Annotated in this window: 25 protein-coding genes and 1 pseudogene; 17 read left to right on the top strand and 9 right to left on the bottom strand. The window is 48.1% G+C overall.

Translation table 11 applies throughout. The annotated features are described in order from the left end of the window. Positions 1–69: 69 nt before the first annotated feature. Both AWQ21_RS12175 and AWQ21_RS12170 read right to left on the bottom strand, forming a co-directional pair. Complete coding sequence (locus AWQ21_RS12175) at positions 70–594, bottom strand: NADPH-dependent FMN reductase (RefSeq protein ID WP_065714764.1); 525 nt, start codon at positions 592–594, stop codon at positions 70–72. Between the two features lie 155 nt (positions 595–749). Further along, the gene (locus AWQ21_RS12170; RefSeq protein WP_065714763.1) at positions 750–1964 is read right to left on the bottom strand and encodes a DUF790 family protein; all 1215 of its coding nucleotides are present in this window, start codon (positions 1962–1964) and stop codon (positions 750–752) included. A gap of 197 nt (positions 1965–2161) precedes the next feature. Here AWQ21_RS12170 and AWQ21_RS12165 point away from each other — a divergent pair, with 197 nt between their 5' ends. From AWQ21_RS12165 to AWQ21_RS12145, 5 genes are all read left to right on the top strand, one after another. Next, positions 2162–3022 (top strand): lipopolysaccharide assembly protein LapB, encoded by an 861-nt coding sequence (locus tag AWQ21_RS12165; RefSeq protein ID WP_232314970.1) that lies wholly within the window; start codon positions 2162–2164, stop codon positions 3020–3022. Positions 3023–3025: 3 nt separating this feature from the next. Continuing rightward, positions 3026–3628: a ribonuclease HII gene (locus AWQ21_RS12160; RefSeq protein WP_065714761.1), complete on the top strand. Its 603-nt coding sequence runs from the start codon at positions 3026–3028 to the stop codon at positions 3626–3628. Positions 3629–3674: 46 nt separating this feature from the next. Beyond that, entirely contained in the window at positions 3675–4169 is a 495-nt protein-coding gene (gene scpB, locus AWQ21_RS12155) for an SMC-Scp complex subunit ScpB (protein WP_065714760.1), read from the top strand. A gap of 88 nt (positions 4170–4257) precedes the next feature. Beyond that, positions 4258–5397 carry a glycosyltransferase family 1 protein gene (locus AWQ21_RS12150; protein ID WP_065714759.1) on the top strand — a complete coding sequence of 380 codons (1140 nt, stop codon included), beginning with the start codon at positions 4258–4260 and terminating at the stop codon, positions 5395–5397. 87 nt (positions 5398–5484) lie between these two features. Beyond that, positions 5485–6216, top strand: coding sequence for a hypothetical protein (locus AWQ21_RS12145; RefSeq protein WP_065714758.1), 732 nt, complete (start codon positions 5485–5487; stop codon positions 6214–6216). Here the strand turns inward: AWQ21_RS12145 and AWQ21_RS12140 are convergent. Beyond that, entirely contained in the window at positions 6213–6410 is a 198-nt protein-coding gene (locus tag AWQ21_RS12140) for a hypothetical protein (protein ID WP_065714757.1), read from the bottom strand. The two genes, AWQ21_RS12145 and AWQ21_RS12140, sit on opposite strands and share 4 nt — an antisense overlap. Before the next feature lie 21 nt (positions 6411–6431). On the opposite strand from AWQ21_RS12140, the gene chlP reads away from it, so the two are divergent. The 3 genes from chlP (at position 6432) to AWQ21_RS12125 (ending at position 9173) form a co-directional block, all read left to right on the top strand. Continuing rightward, positions 6432–7655, top strand: coding sequence for a geranylgeranyl reductase (chlP, locus tag AWQ21_RS12135; RefSeq protein ID WP_012308072.1), 1224 nt, complete (start codon positions 6432–6434; stop codon positions 7653–7655). Between the two features lie 88 nt (positions 7656–7743). Further along, the gene (gene cutA / locus AWQ21_RS12130) at positions 7744–8067 is read left to right on the top strand and encodes a divalent-cation tolerance protein CutA (RefSeq protein WP_065714756.1); all 324 of its coding nucleotides are present in this window, start codon (positions 7744–7746) and stop codon (positions 8065–8067) included. A gap of 227 nt (positions 8068–8294) precedes the next feature. Beyond that, the gene (locus tag AWQ21_RS12125) at positions 8295–9173 is read left to right on the top strand and encodes a phosphatidate cytidylyltransferase (RefSeq protein ID WP_065714755.1); all 879 of its coding nucleotides are present in this window, start codon (positions 8295–8297) and stop codon (positions 9171–9173) included. 140 nt (positions 9174–9313) lie between these two features. On the opposite strand, the gene AWQ21_RS12120 is transcribed toward AWQ21_RS12125, so the two are convergent. After that, entirely contained in the window at positions 9314–9676 is a 363-nt protein-coding gene (locus tag AWQ21_RS12120; RefSeq protein WP_065715337.1) for a DUF1815 family protein, read from the bottom strand. A gap of 153 nt (positions 9677–9829) precedes the next feature. Between AWQ21_RS12120 and AWQ21_RS12115 the strand changes: the two genes are divergently transcribed. The 5 genes from AWQ21_RS12115 to AWQ21_RS12095 all read left to right on the top strand — a co-directional run bounded on the left by AWQ21_RS12115 (position 9830) and on the right by AWQ21_RS12095 (position 13768). Continuing rightward, positions 9830–10297, top strand: a complete 468-nt coding sequence (locus AWQ21_RS12115) for an ABA4-like family protein (protein WP_065714754.1) — start codon at positions 9830–9832, stop codon at positions 10295–10297. 12 nt (positions 10298–10309) lie between these two features. Next, the gene (locus AWQ21_RS12110) at positions 10310–10642 is read left to right on the top strand and encodes a hypothetical protein (RefSeq protein WP_065714753.1); all 333 of its coding nucleotides are present in this window, start codon (positions 10310–10312) and stop codon (positions 10640–10642) included. A 15-nt stretch (positions 10643–10657) separates the two neighbouring features. Continuing rightward, positions 10658–11047 carry a DUF6228 family protein gene (locus AWQ21_RS12105; protein WP_157094761.1) on the top strand — a complete coding sequence of 130 codons (390 nt, stop codon included), beginning with the start codon at positions 10658–10660 and terminating at the stop codon, positions 11045–11047. A 145-nt stretch (positions 11048–11192) separates the two neighbouring features. Beyond that, a complete protein-coding gene (locus AWQ21_RS12100) occupies positions 11193–12587 on the top strand; it encodes a hypothetical protein (RefSeq protein WP_065714751.1) in 1395 nt (464 codons plus the stop codon). A 44-nt stretch (positions 12588–12631) separates the two neighbouring features. After that, positions 12632–13768, top strand: a complete 1137-nt coding sequence (locus AWQ21_RS12095; RefSeq protein ID WP_065714750.1) for a hypothetical protein — start codon at positions 12632–12634, stop codon at positions 13766–13768. A gap of 246 nt (positions 13769–14014) precedes the next feature. On the opposite strand, the gene AWQ21_RS12090 is transcribed toward AWQ21_RS12095, so the two are convergent. After that, positions 14015–14689 carry a putative oxygenase MesX gene (locus tag AWQ21_RS12090; protein WP_315862271.1) on the bottom strand — a complete coding sequence of 225 codons (675 nt, stop codon included), beginning with the start codon at positions 14687–14689 and terminating at the stop codon, positions 14015–14017. A 24-nt stretch (positions 14690–14713) separates the two neighbouring features. On the opposite strand from AWQ21_RS12090, the pseudogene AWQ21_RS16050 reads away from it, so the two are divergent. Beyond that, a pseudogene (locus AWQ21_RS16050) lies at positions 14714–15554 on the top strand (IS630 family transposase). 4 nt (positions 15555–15558) lie between these two features. Here AWQ21_RS16050 and AWQ21_RS16760 read toward each other — a convergent pair. Then, positions 15559–15933 carry a putative oxygenase MesX gene (locus tag AWQ21_RS16760; protein ID WP_065714748.1) on the bottom strand — a complete coding sequence of 125 codons (375 nt, stop codon included), beginning with the start codon at positions 15931–15933 and terminating at the stop codon, positions 15559–15561. Positions 15934–16298: 365 nt separating this feature from the next. Then, positions 16299–16445 carry a hypothetical protein gene (locus AWQ21_RS16275; protein WP_157094760.1) on the bottom strand — a complete coding sequence of 49 codons (147 nt, stop codon included), beginning with the start codon at positions 16443–16445 and terminating at the stop codon, positions 16299–16301. Positions 16446–16663: 218 nt separating this feature from the next. On the opposite strand from AWQ21_RS16275, the gene AWQ21_RS12070 reads away from it, so the two are divergent. From AWQ21_RS12070 to AWQ21_RS12060, 3 genes are read left to right on the top strand one after another with little or no spacing between them, the layout of a single operon-like run. Next, positions 16664–16894: a hypothetical protein gene (locus AWQ21_RS12070; RefSeq protein WP_065714747.1), complete on the top strand. Its 231-nt coding sequence runs from the start codon at positions 16664–16666 to the stop codon at positions 16892–16894. After that, positions 16891–17121: a PIN domain-containing protein gene (locus AWQ21_RS16755; RefSeq protein WP_065714746.1), complete on the top strand. Its 231-nt coding sequence runs from the start codon at positions 16891–16893 to the stop codon at positions 17119–17121. Before AWQ21_RS12070 ends, AWQ21_RS16755 begins: the two co-directional genes overlap by 4 nt. Further along, positions 17102–17491 (top strand): hypothetical protein, encoded by a 390-nt coding sequence (locus AWQ21_RS12060; protein WP_065714745.1) that lies wholly within the window; start codon positions 17102–17104, stop codon positions 17489–17491. The genes AWQ21_RS16755 and AWQ21_RS12060 overlap by 20 nt, the downstream gene beginning before the upstream one ends. Before the next feature lie 70 nt (positions 17492–17561). Here the strand turns inward: AWQ21_RS12060 and AWQ21_RS16270 are convergent, their stop codons facing one another. Continuing rightward, a complete protein-coding gene (locus tag AWQ21_RS16270; protein WP_157094759.1) occupies positions 17562–17702 on the bottom strand; it encodes a hypothetical protein in 141 nt (46 codons plus the stop codon). Next, complete coding sequence (gene argH, locus AWQ21_RS12055; RefSeq protein ID WP_065714744.1) at positions 17692–19080, bottom strand: argininosuccinate lyase; 1389 nt, start codon at positions 19078–19080, stop codon at positions 17692–17694. Before argH ends, AWQ21_RS16270 begins: the two co-directional genes overlap by 11 nt. Positions 19081–19334: the final 254 nt, after the last annotated feature.

The raw sequence follows: 19334 nt of genomic DNA, 5'->3' as shown, positions 1-19334 counted from the left end.
ACTAGATCTAGTTGGATTCTAACCTACTCCACAATTCGTAAAACATCTTTGGCTTAGGGACTATGTTTATTAGCCATTTAAAGCCTCTGTGATTCGCACCAACTCATTCACTAATTCTGCTAACCGAGTTTCGATTGTTTCATCCACAATTTTTCCTTCAGCAAAAGCTTCCCGCGTCGCATAGACAAAACGTGGGATGATTAAACAGCGGAAATCGAACATTAGATTATTGGCAAAGGACATCACAGACATATAACTAGATCTGCCCCCCGCCGCACAGAGAAAACCCACTGTTTTTTCTTGCCAAGACTGACCCGTGAGTTCCAAAAAGTTTTTGAGTGCAGCATTCACATCGTAATTGTAAATAGGGGTGGCGACGAGAATGCCATCAGCTTCGGCAACAATTTCATTCAACGGTGGTAGGCTGGGATGATCATAGGTGCTTTTCCCGGCACAAAAAGGTAAATCAAGCTTTCTAAGATCTAGCCATTTTGCCGATTTTCCTTGGTTTTGCAACAGCAATTGTGCTTGTTCTGCAAGAATTTGGCTGCGGCTTTCTGGATTAAGGCTTGCACCAATAATTAAATAACTCATTTATGATGTTGCTGATTTCTGTGACATGGATTGCAATGTTTCTAATATAGCTTCCAAAACTGTGTGATTGGTAATCGCACATGTCCCCATGGTTTATCAATAGGCTCGTCGAGTAAAAAAATTAGACATCATTATGGTGTTAGCAATATCGGAACTTATTCCACAATTTGCAAAACATTTTTAGCCGGCAATTTGTTCTTAAACCAAATAATTGGGTTCGGTAAATCGTCGAATTTTACACCAGCTTTTTGGAGGTTAAGACGCTTTGAAATAGCAATGATTAAATTCGGTTGTTCAGCGCGACGAATCTGAGAAAATTTTTTCTGCAAATATTCCGGTCGCCAATAACCGACAATTTCTAAAAGGTATTCCTGGCCATCGGGATGTACCAGGCGAAAATCGGGAATCATCACACTCCCTGGCAACGGAATCAGATCCACTTCCCGCTCAAGTTGCCAATCGGTTTTGAGCTTTTGCCAGCCTTTCACGAAAGAGGCTTCGAGCATACTGTCGTAGGGTTTACCGGAGGGATAATGGCTGACGAGATTACAACTGTGATCAAGGCTAAATTGTCCCTGGCGAATGGTGTTGCTATAGGTGTCTTTGTATTGCAGGTGGGCTTCTAGTTGCCATTTGCTCACATGGAGCAGGGCTGGAATCATCTTGGCGATCGCCAAGCCATAGCGGGTACTGGCTTTAAATAAACTGGTGGGGCCGTCGATAGTGATCGTAAAGCCTGTGTCCGCATCCCCTTCGATGTAGGTCATGAGTTGAAAGAGCTTGAGGTAGCGAAACAGCAGTTTATATTCCCCTGGGTCGTTACGGTGGGCGTGGATAATCAACTGGCTCGCCTTGTAGAAAATGCCCTGGACTTGGGAGAGGTTGTAGCGATCGATGAGGGTTTCTGGGGTGGGGGGCGTAAACTCCGTGAGAATGTGATTTTCGGGCAAATCAGCATAGAGGCCAGTGGCAACGGCAGTAGGGGTGACGGATTGGTCTGTGGCTTGACTGAGTTCTGTGGCGATCGCCTCCAGGATTTTGAATTGTTGTTCGGGAATTGGCATCGTTGCAGCGGCCTGGGCAAACACCTTTTCCCGCAACATCTGGGGTTCGAGGGGACTGACAATTTCAAAGGTGCTGAAATGATTTTTCAACAGGTGGGCTAAACCCCGCTGCACTTTAAAATCGGTGCTATCTCCTTCGATTTCCTGGAGTTCCGCCTGGAGGACTTTTTTCTGTTCCCCCTGACACCGTTGAAAGCAGTCAATTAAGGTTTCGGCTAAGGCGATCGCCTGTTTATTGGGGGCTAAATATTTCGGGATGAGACTCTCCCCCTGGCGACGGTGCACTAACAAATCCGTGGGCAGCATAAAAATCGTAAAATTTGTTACAAAACGTCCGCGTGAATAATCCGTCCCAATGGCCCATTCAACGGGGCAAAATCGCCCAAAGCAGGTCAAAACCAGACTTTAGATTACCTTAACAAATCCGTTATCTTAGATATAGAAAAATTATTGATCTGCCAAAAAACGCAAGATTATTGCTTGGGATGGAAGACTTACTCACCGTGGCTCGCACAATCTATCGCCCCCTAGAATGCCGTCCCGACAGTTACAGAGGTTGGTATCAGCAGGGACAACTCCGCTGGCTCGAAGGTGATGTTGACGAAGCATTGCTGTGCTATCACCGCGCCCTCGAATATTATCCCACCGACTATTGGGCCTGGTATCACCTGGCAATGGCCCACGAAAAATTAGGCCATGTGGATGAGGCGATCGCCGCCTACCAACGGGCCTGTGCCATTGGCCCAGAAAATTATTGGTCTTGGTATGACCAGGGCTGTCTCTATATGGAAGCTCTCCACGTTTATACCCAGGCGATCGCCTGCTTTGAAAAAGCCCTCGCCGCCCAACCCAACGACTATTGGGCCATTTACCGCCAAGGGGAATGTTGGCGACTCCTGGGCCGCCATGATCGCGCCGTGGCTACCTACGACCGCGCCCTAGAATTTCGCCCTGGAGATTATTGGTGTTGGTACCGTCGGGGAGATGCCCTCCTGGCCTGGGGAAAACCAGAAACCGCCCTGACGAGCTACGACCAAGCGCTCAAGGCAAAACCCCAGGATTTTTGGGCCTGGTACCAACGGGGAAATACCCTCGAAAGTTTAGGGGATTACCCAGAGGCGATCGCCGCCTTTACTAAAGCCCTGATTGATGCCCCAGAAGATGCCGAAGCTTGGTATGCCCAAGCCCGCTGTTTGGCCCAGGTGGGGAATTACCAAAAGGCTTTTGAGAGTTTAGAAAAGGCGATCGCCCTCGACCCGCTGACCTACTTTCCTCAAGCGGAAACGGCTGACTATTTCGCACCACTGCGATCCTTAGTCCCTTGGGGAAACCTCCAACAGCTCGTGCAACCCAACCAACCGTAGACGATGGTCTTACTTGCTGGCGTTGATGAGGTAGGCCGGGGCTGTTTGTTTGGGCCGGTGGTGGCGGCAGCAGTGGTGGTCAATGCAACCCAGGAAAAAGCCCTGGAGGAGCTTGGCGTCACGGATAGTAAAAAGCTGTCGGCCAAACGGCGGGAAAGCCTTGTACCCCAAATTCAAGCCCTCGTAACGGACTGGGCGATCGCCTCGGCATCGGTGGCCGAAATTGACCAGCTTAATATTTTGCAGGCAACGTTTCTTGCCATGACCCGTGCTGTGGAAAAATTACAAATTAAACCCACGGAAATTTTTGTCGATGGCCGCCAAACCATTCCCCGCCTGCCTTACCCCCAACAGGCGATTATTCAAGGGGACAGCAAAGTAAAGGCGATCGCCGCCGCCAGTATCCTCGCCAAAGTGCAGCGGGATCAAGACGTTATCCAACTGGCAGATCATTACCCTGAATATGATTTGGCCAATAACAAAGGCTATGGCACCCAAAAACATCGCCAAGCCATCTGGCAATACGGACTGACGCCCCACCACCGCCAAAGTTTTAAAATTCAGCCGCCGCCCCAACAGCTCGAACTCTTGCCGGAGCAGGAATAAAGCCATACAGTGAGAGGCTAAACCCCATCCCGTTTGGTTTGCCCCCATGAAGCTTGCGACGACCCTAGAGGCGATTCTCTACATCAAAGCCCAACCCCTGAGCCTAGAAGAATTGGCCGATACCGCTGGGCAACCCCGGCACCTGGTGGCCGACGCCCTTTTAGAATTAATGGATGATTACGCCCACCGGGACAGCGCCCTCGAAGTGGTCGAGACTCCCGCTGGCTTTAGCTTGCAACTGCGGGAAAGTTTTCAAGCCCTCGTGACCAATCTCATCCCCACAGAGTTGAGCATCGGTGCCCAAAGAACCCTAGCGGCGATCGCCTTAAAATCCCCAATTTTGCAAACGGAACTGATCGAATTGCGGGGCAGCGGTGCCTACCAACACATCCAGGATCTCCTGGCCCAAGGCTTTATTAAACGGCGACGGCAGCAGGAGGGGCGCTCCTATTGGCTCGAAGTGAGCGCGAAATTTCACCAATACTTTGAATTTGATGCTGAGGATCTAGGGCTATCCCCCAACCTCCCGGAAACCCCTTAATCTCCCCTTAAAACCGTGATCCATTGTCAAGAAATGTCACCCCGTCTGATACCCTACAGACAAACTCTTTTCTTCGTTTGCGATCGCCATGCGTATAGCTCTGTTTACCGAAACCTTTTTGCCGAAAGTCGATGGGATTGTCACCAGACTGCGCCACACCGTAGATCATCTCCAACGCAGCGGAGATCAAGTAATGGTATTTTGTCCCGACGGTGGCCTGAGGGAACATAAAGGAGCCGTGGTCTACGGCGTTAAAGGCAATCCTCTGCCTCTGTATCCCGAACTAAAAATGGCATTTCCTGGGCCTTCGGTGGGCCGCGCCCTAGAGGAATTTCAGCCGGATCTCATCCATGTGGTCAACCCTGCAATTCTTGGTTTGGGGGGAATTTTCTTCGCGAAAAAACTCCATATTCCCCTCATCGCCTCCTACCATACCCACCTGCCCCAATATCTCCAGCATTACGGCCTCGGTGCCCTCGAAGGACTGCTGTGGGAACTCCTCAAGGCGGCCCATAACCAAGCGGAATTGAACCTCTGTACCTCCACGGCAATGGTCGAAGAGCTCCGGAGCCATGGCATTAAACATCTGGATCTGTGGCAGCGGGGCGTCGATACGGAGATGTTCCAGCCCAGCTTAAAGTCTGACAAAATGCGCGATCGCCTGTCCCAGGGGCACCCGGAAGCACCTTTACTGCTCTATGTGGGTCGGGTGTCGGCGGAGAAACAAATTGACCAAATTAAGCCCGTCCTCGAAGCGATCCCTGGATCGCGCTTGGCGATCGTCGGTGATGGCCCCTACCGCACGGAACTCGAAGCTCATTTTGCGGGCACCAATACCCACTTTGTCGGTTATCTCCAGGGTTTGGAACTGGCGTCTGCCTTTGCCTCCGCCGATGTTTTTGTCTTCCCATCCCGCACAGAAACCCTCGGCTTAGTCCTCCTCGAAGCAATGGCGGCGGGTTGTCCGGTGGTGGCTGCAAATTCCGGTGGGATTCCTGATATCGTCACCGATGGCGAAAATGGTTATATGTTTGATCCTCAGGATCCCGATGGGGCCGTGACAGCCACCCAAAAACTTCTTGCCATGGATGCAACCCAACGGGAAATGCTCCGGGTACAAGCCCGCCAGGAAGCCGAAAAATGGGGTTGGGCCGCAGCAACGGCACAATTACAGAGTTACTATCAGCAAATTTTAGACAAAAGTAAGCCCCTTTCCCTCGCTGCCTAGGCCAGACTGCCGACATTTTTAGCCCCAAAAAGCGTTTGCCGCTACCCTAAAGGCATTTAGCTGTGATTGCAGGTAGTTTCGATTGCAATGTTTCTTAATCTTCTGATTTTCTTCGGGGTGGTGGCGATCGCCTTTGGTCTTTTCCGGGTTGGTCTGCCCCGCTGCAAAACATTTAAAAACTTTGCCCAGCGTTTTTTCCCGGCGGTAGCTGTGTTGATGGTGGTATTGGGGATTAATCTGGCGATCGCTTACCAAACCCAACAGCAGATTCAACGGACAGTAGCCCTAGAGCCGATGACCACTTTCCAAGCCCTCCAAGGGATTGAAGCCGAACAACTTGTCGTGGTAGTGGCGGTAGCTAGCCCCGATAATCCAGTGCGGGGCCGCGATAACGAATACCTCGCCTACGTGGATGACAACGGCCTGTGGACACCCCGCAAGATCCTCTTTGACCTCGATGATACCCAGATCGCCATCCATGACCAAACCTATGAACCCCGAAACTGGCCCCTAGACCGGAACTTGCGCTTTCTCAATCCTCGACAGCAGGTAGTTATTGTTGGCCAAAAAAAAATTATTAACGCCCCTGTGGGGCCAGAACCAGAAGCAGGCAACCACAGTATCCAGAGTGAAATTATTTTTGCTGGCTCCCACCAAGCCTTTTTACAGGATCTACAGCGGCGGCTGTGGGGGCCAAGGATCATGCTGGGACTGAATGTTTTTGCCCTGGGGGCGATCGCCCTCTCGACCCTCGTGGCTGCGTTTCGGGTGACAGGCCGTAACCTCCCTCGAAAGTCCCAAGAAACCCCGAATGTTTAAACCTTAATTTTTTTCAACGGGGTAACCGAAGGCACCAAAATAGAGGATTCTCTAGGATCAAGATTGCTTTTAGGGCGATCAACGTTAACTTTTTTAACAAACTTGTTAAGGTCTATTGCGAGATTTTCTGAAACCTTGGCGATCGCCTGCACGCCCCAGATAGTCCGTGATACCATGCCCAACGTATAGTTCATCACGAGACGAGGAGCAAAGCCTTGGTACTACGGGTCGCTGTTGTGGGAGGAGGGCCAGCCGGTTCTTCCGCCGCCGAAATCTTAGCTAAAGCTGGCATCGAAACCTACATTTTCGAGCGCAAACTGGACAATGCCAAACCCTGCGGTGGGGCGATTCCCCTCTGTATGGTTGACGAATTTGACTTACCCCCAGAGATCATCGACCGTCGCGTGCGGAAAATGAAGATGATTTCCCCCTCTAATATCGAAGTCAACATTGGTCAAACCCTCAAGGACGATGAATACATCGGGATGTGTCGCCGCGAAGTGATGGATAGCTTCATGCGCAACCGAGCCGCTGACCTCGGCGCAACGCTGATCAACGGCACCGTATTTAAGCTTGAAATTCCCAACAACAACACTGATCCCTACGTTCTTCACTATTCCGATCACTCCAACGGCGAAGTGAAAGGGGAAATGAAAACCCTGAAGGTGGATCTGGTGGTCGGTGCTGATGGGGCCAACTCCCGTGTGGCCAAAGCCATCGATGCTGGTGATTATAATTATGCGATCGCCTTCCAAGAGCGGATCCGTCTCCCCGAAGACAAAATGGCCTACTACGAAGAACTGGCTGAAATGTATGTCGGTGACGACGTATCCCCTGACTTCTACGCTTGGGTCTTCCCTAAATATGACCACGTGGCCGTCGGGACTGGCACCATGAAAGTCAACCAAGCCAAAATTAAACAATTACAAGCCGGCATCCGGGCCCGCGCCGCAAAACGTCTTGAAGGCGGCGAAATCATCAAAGTAGAAGCCCACCCCATTCCCGAACATCCCAGACCCCGTCGTGTTGTGGGCCGTGTCGCCCTCGTGGGGGATGCCGCCGGTACCGTCACCAAGTCCTCCGGTGAAGGGATTTACTTTGCGGCCAAATCTGCGCGGATGTGCGCTGAAGTGATCGTCGAAGCTTCTAACAATGGCCAGCGTGTTCCCACCGAAGCCGATCTCAAGCAATACCTGAAGCGTTGGGATAAGCAATACGGTGCGACTTACCTCGTCCTCGATATTCTCCAGCGGGTTTTCTACCGTTCCGATGCGACTCGCGAAGCCTTTGTCGAGATGTGTGCTGACATCGATGTTCAGAAGCTCACCTTTGACAGCTACTTGTATAAGACCGTTGTCCCGGCGAATCCCCTGAAACAGATGAAGATTACCGCCAAAACCATTGGTAGTCTCCTCCGGGGTAATGCTTTAGCGCCCTAGGCTGTTCAAACTTTGACGAGCAAACCAAATAAATTGTGAGTATTGGGGGTCATAGCTATGATCCCCTTTTTTAGTTCCCATTAATTCCATGGATTATTTAATTGCGATCACCACTGTCAGCAGTCACCAGGAAGCCCAGGCGATCGCCAAGCAAATTATGGGTCTCCGTCTCGCGGCTTGTATCCAGATCAGCGAGATTGAAAGCTTCTACCATTGGGAAGGCCAACTACAGCAGGAACCAGAGTTTCGACTCCTTTTTAAGACCACCGCTGCCCAATACGCCGCCCTAGAACAAGCAATCAAAGCCCACCACCCCTACGAACTGCCCGCCATCTATGCGATCGCCCTTGATCAAGTCGAAGCAGCCTATGGACATTGGATCGATGCCAGTGTGCCCCTCGAACATCCCTAACCTAATTGCTGCTTGGTCACTGTTCTTTAGCTGCGGCCAAAGGAGTTGTGTTAGCATTTTCCGGGTACTGTACTACGTCACAGGAAGCACCGGGGACGCGTTCACAGAACGAATCATCGCGTCTGTACCGTGAATCTTGTTAACGTTTGATAAAATTTTCTTTAACAACCCTGGGGAACCCTCTTTAATTCTTTTATCGACGCCCCCAGCCGTGAGCTTGCAGTTTTATGTCTTTGTCGCGAATCATTAGTGGTGTAGTGGCGATCGCCCTGGCCTTAACCCTCATTGTCTTGGGGGGATGGTACTTTACCTTAGGAATGGGCATCCTCGTCTTTCTTGGCCAACAGGAATATTTCCGCATGGTTCAGGCAAAGGGATTAGCACCAGCGGTAAAAAGTACCTTAGTGGTGTCCCAGTTGCTGCTTGTGATTGCGACCTTGAGTCCCAGTCTCGCCGATGCCCTTTTTCCCCTCGCAGGGACATTTATCTGCTTTTACCTCCTATTTCAGCCCAAAATGGCAACCATTGCCGATCTCTCCACCTCAATTTTGGGACTCTTCTACGGCGGTTATATGCCCAGCTACTGGGTAAGACTGAGGATGGGCAGCCTCGCAGAAACGGAAGCGGTGAGTAACTTACCTTTCTATGGCTATCTTCCGGCTTCCTGGGGGGAGTGGTTTAATTTACCCCAGGCCCTCAAGTTGACCTTTGTCGTGATGGTTTGTATTTGGGCCGCAGACATCGGTGCTTATTTCATGGGCAAATGGCTAGGCAAAACGAAACTCTCGGCCATTAGCCCTAAAAAGACTGTAGAAGGCGCTATTTTCGGAGCCTTGGGGACTATCTTCGTGGCGATCGCCGGGGCTTGGTATCTCGACTGGTCATGGTGGCCCATTACCGGCATACTTCTAGGACTGCTCATTAGCGTCACCACCCTACTGGGAGATTTAACCGAATCCATTATGAAACGGGATGCAGGCTTTAAAGATTCTGGACAATTGATTCCGGGCCACGGCGGTATTCTCGACCGCACTGATAGTTATGTTTTTACTGCGCCGGTGGTGTATCTATTTGTGACCATTTTTCTGCCGATTTTCAGCTCCTAAACACCAACCCTTGAAGATGGGAACGTGAGTCACCCAAGCGAAAAAGACCTCCACCGCTTGGGGAGATCAAGGGGAATTAGTCTGAAAAGTTAGGAAGGAGTAACAGAAATTACCCCTGGGCACGGGGATTGAAACAGATCCTAGAGGGTGACCAAAGGGTCAGACTCAGGACGCTGGTAAGAAAATTCTTTGGGTAGTTCCCGTTCGTACTTGATCATGTTGGCGAGCTCCTGGAGTTGGCTGATGGCTTCTGCGCCTTCTAGCTTCATCAGCTCCCGCTCATCGCGCATTTCTGTCCAGGTAATGCCGTAATCGGAAACGAGAAAACGAATGAGATGATTTTCGCCTAAACTCACCATAAAGGAAGCGCTATTGAGTTCGGTACCGCAGGTATAGCAGGACGCGAGGTAACCACGGTTCTCAAGGGCGATCGCCAGGGCCTGTAGACTCATGACGAGGTCTTTTACGAAATCACGATGTTGTTGAGCCAGTCGAATAAACACCTTATTGTCTCCATAGTGACACACCTATTCTAAACCTTATTAATACTTTTTTAAGATTTAAATTTACCGTGTAAAGTCAGCAAGATTGATACGCTACGGTTATCATACCCAAGTGGGCTGCAAACCCTGTCTATACCGTTACTTATCAGTAATATGACGTTAGAAAACTTAGATATTGTATTCAATATTACAAACTTATTTGTGTTGCCCTTTTGGGGATTAATGGTCATTGCCCCCCAATGGCAAGGCACCCAAAAACTCATGGATTCCCTGGTGCCCTTTGCGTTCCTGGCGGTTGTATATGTTAGTTTGTTTGCCCTTTCCCTCGATCCAGACCAAGCTGCGATCTGGTCAAATCCCACCTTGGGTGATTTAGCGGCTTTATTTTCTTTACCTCCGGTAATGGCCACTGGCTGGACACATTTTCTCGTAATGGATTTGTTTGTGGGGCGCTGGATTTACCAACAGGGACTCGAAAAACAGATTTTTACGCGGCATTCCTTAGCACTGTGTCTTTTTGCGGGGCCGGCTGGGTTACTGTCCCATATTGTGACGACTTGGCTAACGGGTATTTGGCGAGACAAAAGCAAGGTTGCGGTGACTGAAGCCCCCGAATCCTAAAACAAAATAACCATGCAGAAACTACACCTCGCACTTTCCACCGACAAAATCGCAGCAACCATTGCCGACTACACGGCTCGTTTAGGGATAGCACCTTGCTTATTTATTCCGGGGGAATATGCCCTCTGGAGAACTGATAGTTTAAACATTTCGGTGCGCCAAGATTCTACCTGTCCTGTGGGTTCCCTGCGACATTTGGGTTGGGAAGATGCGACGGCAGTGGAATTTACCCAAGAGGTGGACGTGAATGGCATTATCTGGGAGCGATTTAATGCTCAGCACCAGGCCGATGAAATTCATGAAATTTGGCCAGCAACTAACTATCAAATCAATTCCGAGGCCTAGGCTCAAACCAGAACAGTGCCTTTTATTATTCGATCAAGCCACAGTTCCCTTCGTCTTGAAATGCACCGTGGCCATAAAAACTTTGTTGTTGCCAAAGTTATCGGTACAAACATACAGGCTGAAACGCTTGTCTGTACCTATTTGTCCCAGGGGATCGGTGCTTTTTTTGGGGATCTGGCGCACCATTGGCAGGGCTGGCCAGGTCGTAAGGAATGGTTCTCTTTAGAAGAAGAATTAAAGCTCAGTGCAACTTGCGATCGCCTGGGCCACATTTTTCTTTTGGTTAATCTCAAAAATGGCACACCTCCGGTCTGGAACCTTCAAACAGAGTTAATCCTAGAAGCCGGACAGCTTGAAGATCTTGCCGCCCAAGCCTGTGCCTTTGAGGTGATCGCCTTTTTTTGAATTGTTCAAATCTAGTACCACCGTAACTACAACTATCATGAGCAATAGCAATCTGTTAGAAAGTGTCGGCAAAATTTATAGCTGAGAGCGCCAAGACACTAAATAAATTTGGTCTTGTCTCATTTCATCAGGGGGATCTACGGTTATGTCACTTGCTGCTTCTCAGTCTTGGACATGTGTGCATGTGCCTGAGGGTAAATATTATGTGTACCAAGGCGGCAGCCATGCTGATGGTACGTTTATCCGGGTGTATGTCCCAGAGTCAGCCTCGCAGCCTGGAAAAAAGCTGAACGCCATTCTCTATCTACATGGGTTTGCCCTCTGTATGCCTTCTTTTTATGAGGCCCATCTGGTTGAGTTGGTCAAACAAGGATACATTGTCTTTTTTCCTGATTTTCAGCGGAGTTTTTATCCGAATACGCCACCCCAAGCGCCGACTCCACCTCGACAAGCTCAACCCCATGCCCAGCGATGGCTAGCTGCTGCGATGCAAACTCAGATGCCCGCCCAGAAGTCTTTATCGGTAGAGGATATTCACTCTCTATTTTCAGAGGTTTACAAACGGAATGATACAGGTTTGAGCCGTGGACTCTCTGCTTTTAAGACTGGGGAGTTTCGTCGAGTGGCCTGGGCTTTGGTCGTGATTATTTTATTGTTAAATATTTGTAGCTGGTTTCGGCGGGAGTATGGGAAAAATTTAATTCATCTCCTGTCTACGGTGGGCTTGAGCTTAGTGCATGCGCCGACGGAATGGCTGAATAATGCGATCGCCCTCCCGGAAGATGCGTGGGAATATTTAACGGCTCAGGATCGCTATGCCCACTGGAATCAGGAGAGCCTAGATACTTTTGCCTTTGGTCATTCTTTAGGCGGGTTAATTGCCCTGAGTCTCCCTGCTGCGCTGAAAAATTCGCCGAATAATCGCTTTTTCCCGAAGCAAATCGTCACAGCCGATCCCGCCGCTAGTACAGAAATGGGCATCCCAAAAATTGCGATTTGGATCTTAAAGTTGTTCCGGTCTCCTTTCACGGCAGCCCCGATTTTGATTCAGAATACGGGGCAAGATTTAAAGCAGCCTGTGGCTATCTTGCATGGTGGTTCTGATACCTTAGTGCCGCCCAGTCAATGGATTGATCCGATGCGAGGGCAAGCTGTTTCCAATTATGAGGCGATCGCCAGTGAAAATAAGGCCATCTATTTTTCCTATTCTAACCCAGAAAACAATCCACCCCTGGTCGCCTTTCATAATCAAGCGGTCACTTCAACGCAATATTATGATGATGCTTTGTTCAAGGATTTTGGCGGCGTTAAAGATGGCCCCAATGCCTACAATACCGATTATGTTTGGCCTGGGGTCACAAAGATTTTCATGAATATTGCCACGCCAGAAAATTTGCTTTCGCATCTCTGTACCCCGAAGTTTCAAGTCCAACCCACTCCCCCTGCTAAGTCCACCTCAAATTGGACGAAGCTTGCATGGTTTGTTGGGATTGCTCTATTTCTTGGCGTTGGTTTTTGGCTTTGGGAAACAGTTGGATAAGTAAGTTTTTAAACATTAAAATCGCTATTTAAGTCTCTCAAAATATGTCATCGCAAAGATTCAGTTCTGCTGAGCGAGAAGCAATTTGGTTAGCGCATGAAAAAAAATGCGCTTACACCAGGAAATTGCTGGATATCAGTAACTTTCATATCGATCACATCGTACCAGAATCTCTGGCGGAAGACGCCGCAGAGCTTGAACGGATAAGGGAGGAACTAGGTTTGCCGGATGCTTTTGACCTTTTTGGTTATGGCAACCTTTTACCATGTCAGCCAGGAGCCAATTTACAGAAAGGGTCCTTTGTTTTCGACAAAGCACAGGTGCATTTTTTTCTTGGGATTGCGTCAAGTAAGAAGAGTAAGATTGAAGCGAATCTACTTCGGATCGAACGTCGTAAAAATCGTGGTCGGGCGATTATCCTTCTTCAACAGTGCCTAGAGCGAGGCGAACTGTCCGCCAAAAAGGTATCCGAAATCCTCATGAAATATGGAGAGCAGCCCGAGGAGATTTTTGAACTTCTTGAAGGCATGTGTTTTGCCAATTCAACAGAGGTTCGGTTTGTGGCTAAGGCGGAAATTGAAATGCTTCGCGATCAGCCGATCCGACTTGGCCAAAACGACCATATTGACGGAGTCACGCTTACCAACAAAAACCAGGAGACTCGGTTTGTTCGAACATGCCGTGAATATGATGAGGCGCTCAAACAAGGGTACTTTGCGTGTTCGAACTTCGACATAAAAATGGCTACATGGTTTGAACATCAATGTGGCTTACTTACTTGCATTCAGGCCGCTACCGCTTCAAGGGTCAGCCACATCTCCAATCCTAGAGTTGGTATTCTTGATCTCTCACTCATGCCGTTTTCACTATTTCCCCGCATTGGTGAGGCTGATGAAGAAGGAGATCTTAATGCGACTTACCAAAGCAAGGTTGATGAAGGGACTCTTGTTGTTAAGCGCATACGCAGTAATCTCCTTCAAGTGGAGGAATCTAAAGGGGGAATGGGTCAGCAGCTTATTGAAGTTGCGCGCGCCGACTTTAATGGCGACGGTATCGAAGACATTTTATTGTTTGACTACTGTTACGCCACACATGGAACGCTAGGGTTCGGTGGCATTTGCATAATTACTAGGAAAACCAACTTTAGCATGTTTGAAGCTGTGCTTCCTGCAATGAAATGAATATTAGATGTAGATTGATCGTAACCATACATCACTAAATGAGAGAGTCCCATCTCGATACCCACTCACTCTAAATCTTAAGGGGACCTCGAAAAATTCAAAATTTCGCTAGATCAGCAACATATCTTCGTTGTTTCAGGCTCAAAAAATCATCAAAAAAGCAATTGATCGAGGCTCTCTTAAGTTATTAGATTCTGAACTTAGACGATCGCCAATCTCACTTGCTCAAAGCCTGTGCTACCGTAACTATTTCGGGCTGCAACCACCTGTTTGGGGATCAATCGTTGCGCTAGAAATCTTTTTCAGCCAATCACCATGACGCATCATTAAACAATCTTCGATCAAATGTGCTTGCTGATCCGCCAACTGTTCTCTCTCTAGGCGATCGTATACCAGAGCCGGTTTCTCAAAATCCTGATTACTCAGGGATGCCCTTGACACCTCACCAGGAATGGGACTAAAGCCCCTGCGACTTAGATAAATCTCTGGCCGATAAATTCGCTGAAAGTTTACCATCACAGCAATTAGTGATGCTATGTAAATATCTGTCTCCTCTTGGAGTGCCCTCGAGCTGTAAAATGCAAGCGGCGCTGGCAATCCTTGAGGCATAAAAAACTGCGCTTGCAATCCCATTTGTGCAAAGTATCGATCGGTGAGGCTGGAAGATTCCGTTTTGTACTCTCTGCCAAGAATTGAGTGCTGGTACTGCGTAGCAACATAAGCATGATTCTGGGCTATGCTGATGCAGACTGCGAGGGGAGTTTTTATTACGCCATCAGCCCCAAACTGAAGGCGAGTGAGCAAGCCATGTAGCCTGCCAAACGATGCCCATTCCTGAGATGGGGCCTTTGTACGCACCAAACTTGGGAGCACGACTCGAAAGTCATAGTCACGCAGATAGGAAGAGAAGTTATAGTAAATTCGAATAAAGAATGGAGGAAAAAGATGTATAGCTTAGACCTCAGAACAAGAGTGGTGAACTTTGTCCGCTCTGGCGGCAGCAAAGCAGAGGCTGCAAGACGCTATGAAGTTTCAGAAGCGACAGTCTATAGTTGGCTCAAGCGTCCCGACCTGAAACCAACAGTAGTGAATCGTCGTCGTCGTAAGCTCGACTGGCAAGCAGTCGCCGAGCATGTCAGGCAGTATCCAGAAGCAAGACTGCTCGATAGAGCCAAGCACTTTGGGGTGACCACAAGTTCAATGCATTATGCCCTCAAACAGATGAAGATAACGAGAAAAAAAACAGCAAAAATATCGAGAGCGTAACCATCGAGAACGGCAACAATATCTCAGAGAACTACGAGAGTTACTCCAAAGGGTAGGAGCAGAGAAATTAGCCTTTATCGATGAATCAGGTTTCGATAACCGCGTGCATCGAAGACATGGATGGGCACCCAGAGGTCAGAAATTATTTGGAGAGAGGACAGGAAAACGCGAAAAGCGAGAGAATCTGTTGGCCGCTCGACAAGAGGGCAAGATGATTGCCCCGATGTTGGTCACAGGAAGCGTGAATGCCATCTGTTTTGAGACATGGTTATCCCATTGGTTGATGCCGCAGCTGAAGGAGAACTCAATATTAGTCATGGATAATGCTCCAATTCACCGCAAAAGCAGGATAAGGGAACTCGCCGACCAGAAGGGTCACATCGTCAAGTTTCTGCCAAAGTACTCCCCAGATTTCAACAAAATAGAACATGATTTTGCTGCTCTCAAGAAGAGAAGGGAATATTTGCCGGAGGGAACCAGTCTTGACCAGCTTATTAGAGATTATTGCGATGACCCTTAATCCTCTAGAACTTATTCGAATTAACTATAAGTCCTGTTGGACCTGGGTACAGACAATCATTGTGCTGATCGAGGACGCTAGCTCGCATCACCTCGGTTAAAAGAATATCACTGCTGCTAAACTCCTCGGTTATATGGCCGTATATGCTCAAAATCTCCAGCCGAATCTCATATCGTCGATGAGTAATACTACTGGCAAGGATACGATTAAGATCTCTGTTTACAAGTTCAAGAAATGTGCTGATGCGCTGCTTGTTATGGTCAGGATCACGAGCAAAGTTAGCAAAGTTCGTTGAAGCACGGGTATTTTTCCCTATCAAATAGCTAGTATCGTACTCCGTGGTTTTTACCGTGAATGAGATGTCTTTAGATGCCTTCATGTCGCGGGGTCAGCACAGGCGGAATTGTATTTTTTCTAACCTAGCATGCTTGGCCAGTATACTCAGACGAATTTCTTTAATATTGGTGATTAAGGCGAATTACCTTACAAACAGCATCCAACAGCTTACATAGGGGTGGTAGTACCATGATGGTAATTGAATTCATATAATACTTGAATAACCATATTGTACGGATGCAGTCTACATAACATCCCTATTTGTTTATACGGAATCATTCTGAATAAAAGTATCATGAGGCATTTTAGATGAACGCTGTCCGTATAACTGCTAGTTAGATAAAAACGATCGTCACCATGCATCACTCAACTAGGGAGTACCGTTGTGATACCCCCTCCATCGCAATCCTAGGGATTGGCTAAAAGATTTTGGGCTTCAGCGATCGCCTTTTTCCCTTTTTTAAAACCTGTATCACCATAGCTATTCTGGGCTGCGACGACTTGCTGAGGGGCGATCGCTTTTTTGACGACCGCCCCAAATTGCCTATTTTTCAAGGATGACTTTTGCCTCGGCGATCGCCAATCTCACTTGCTCAAAGCCTGTGCCACCATAACTATTCCGCGCCGCAACCACCTGTTTGGGGGCGATCGCCGGATCGAGATTTGCGACAAAGCACCAAATAGGAGTCGTAACCTGAAGTAAATTAATTCATAAACGTTATCTAGGATCACTCATACTGAATGGTAAATCCCGTTGAACCTGGGAGTAATCTATGGTTTCACAAGAACTAAAAGCGCAAATCTTCAAGTTGCCACCTAGCGATCGCCTCGCGCTAATCGCCGCTATCGTTGAGTCCTTACAAGATACGACGGCTGCTCAAGCAGACCGCTCTAGTGCAATTCGGCGGATGAGGGGATTGTTAAAAACGGAACAGCCTGCACCAACAGATGAAGAAGTGGCAGTGATGCTGGAAGAAAGACGGGCGGAGAAATATCTTCAGTGAAAATCTTAGTTGATACCAACATTATCTTAGATTTTTTATTGCAACGAGAGCCATTTTTCCAGGATGCAGAACTGCTGTTTCAGGCGATCACCAGATCAAGGTTTTCGACAAACTCTTCCAACAAAATTTTATTAAATAAAAGTATCATAAAGTGTTTTTCAATGGACACGTTCCAAATAATCAAAAGTTACATAAAGGAGGCTATGTATGCAACCACAACAATTTGATTTAATCAAACCTACTGAAGAAAACCATTATTGTGTTTTTAGCTCAGACCTTGAACATGACCCTAAGATTTTCTTCCACGTAACTCAAGCTATAAACTTTAACAAAATCATTAAGTCTGGATTTCAGTCGGCCAAACAGCTAGGTGTCGGCGTCCTTGAATCAGTTTCTTATGCCAGACACAGCTCTAGTTGCTTAGCTCACTTGGGTTGCGAAGTTGATGAGAATCTAGTTATTTTTGCTGTCTGTTTTACAGAAGAGCAGCTCAAGCATGTCACTTGTAATCCTTCGGATATCCACGTGCATAAAAAGAAAATACAGCCTACAATAGTCGGCTATGTTTGTATCCCGGAAGGTTATTTGATTATATGAACATAGTAATAATTACTGTTATTGTTGCCAACTCAAGGGATGGCCTCTTGATATCCTTTTAATTGGGAGATTAGTCTATTAAATATAGTGCATCAGCGATCGTCTGACGAACCTGTTCAAATCCTGTGCCACCATAATTATTGCGAGCTGCAACAATTTGTTTGGAGGCGATCGCCTTTTGAACAACCGCCCCAAATCGCCTATTTCTCAAGGATGACTTTTGCCTCGGCGATCGCCTTTTTGACCTGCTCAAAGCCTGTGCCACCATAACTATTCCGTGCTGCAACTACCTGTTTGGGGGCGATCGCCTGATAGATATCTTCCTCAAAGGCAGGATGTAATTCTTTCCATTCTTCCATGGTTAAATCCTTGAGCAACTTATCCGCCGCAAGGCTGGTTTTAACGACTTTACCGACAAGGTTGTAAGCTTCCCGGAAAGGTACTCCCTTACCCGCCAGATAATCCGCCACATCGGTCGCGTTGGAGAAATCTTCGTTCACTGCTTCTGCGAGGCGTTGGGTACGGAATTCGATCCCCTCACCGAGCAAAATGGTCATGGCTTCCAGACAACCCTGCACCGTTTTTACTGTGTCAAAAATCCCTTCTTTATCATCCTGAAGATCCTTGTTATAGGCTAATGGTAACCCTTTCATCAGCACCAAAAGTCCCTGCAAATGTCCAAATACCCGGCCCGTTTTTCCCCGTACCAATTCGGGAATATCCGGGTTTTTCTTCTGGGGCATAATGCTCGAACCCGTCGCGCAGCTATCTTTTAAGCTAATAAAACTAAACTCCTTCGAGGCCCAGAAAATCATTTCCTCCGATAAACGGCTCAGATGCACCATGATCAAACTGGCCGCAGCGGAAAACTCGATCGCAAAATCGCGATCGCTGACCCCATCGAGACTATTTTGATAAATGCGTTCAAAGCCCAATAAATTCGCACTGAAATGACGATCAATGGGAAACGTTGTCCCCGCTAAAGCGCCACAACCAAGGGGAGATGTATTAGCGCGTTTGTAGACATCATCCAGCCGTTCGTAATCCCGTTGGGCCATCTGGAAATAGGCCATTAAATGGTGGGCAAGGCTGATCGGTTGCGCCCGTTGGAGGTGGGTATAACCCGGAATCAGGGTTTCCACATGGTTTTCGGCGTGGTTGAGTAAAACCTGTTGAAATTCCCGCAATTGTTGTTGAATGCCGCGAATTTTATCCCGCAGATAGAGGCGAATATCGGTGCCGACTTGGTCATTGCGCGATCGCCCCGTGTGGAGTTTTTTGCCTACATCGCCAACGATTGCCGTCAAGCGTTTTTCCACGGCAAAATGCACATCCTCATCCTCTACGCCGGGGTGAAAATTGCCATCGCGATATTCCTGGCGAACCTGCTCTAAACCTTTAACAAGGGTTTCGCCTTCTTCAGGGGAAATAATCCCCGTATGGGCAAGCATCTTCGCATGGGCTACTGAACCCGTAATGTCATATTCGATCAGTTCAATATCAAAGCCGATACTGGCATTAAACACGGCGATCGCCGGATGCAGCGATGTGTCAAAGCGATCGCTCCAGGTTTTTTTTGCTTCTGTCATAACGGCACTAGCCCTCGCAGGAAATCACAATCAATTCTCTCGGTAAATCTTACGGCATCAAGCCATTACCCTAAACGCCGATTTTCTCCAAAGCTGTGAGGGACTGACGATATTTTCTCCAAGGCGATCGCCACAAAAGCACAGATGTCAGCTAAATCTAACTTGGCTGCCGTTCCGCCTCAGATCACGTTAAGAATCGGCATCAGAGCAGATAGAATGATTGAGACAATTTCGAAAGTGAACGTAGTAGCCCT

This window comes from Picosynechococcus sp. PCC 7003 (assembly GCF_001693255.1).
In the GTDB taxonomy this organism is placed as follows: Bacteria; Cyanobacteriota; Cyanobacteriia; order Cyanobacteriales; family MRBY01; genus MRBY01.
Note: the sequence above shows the minus strand (reverse complement) of the source record. Positions and strands in the feature narration are given on the sequence as shown.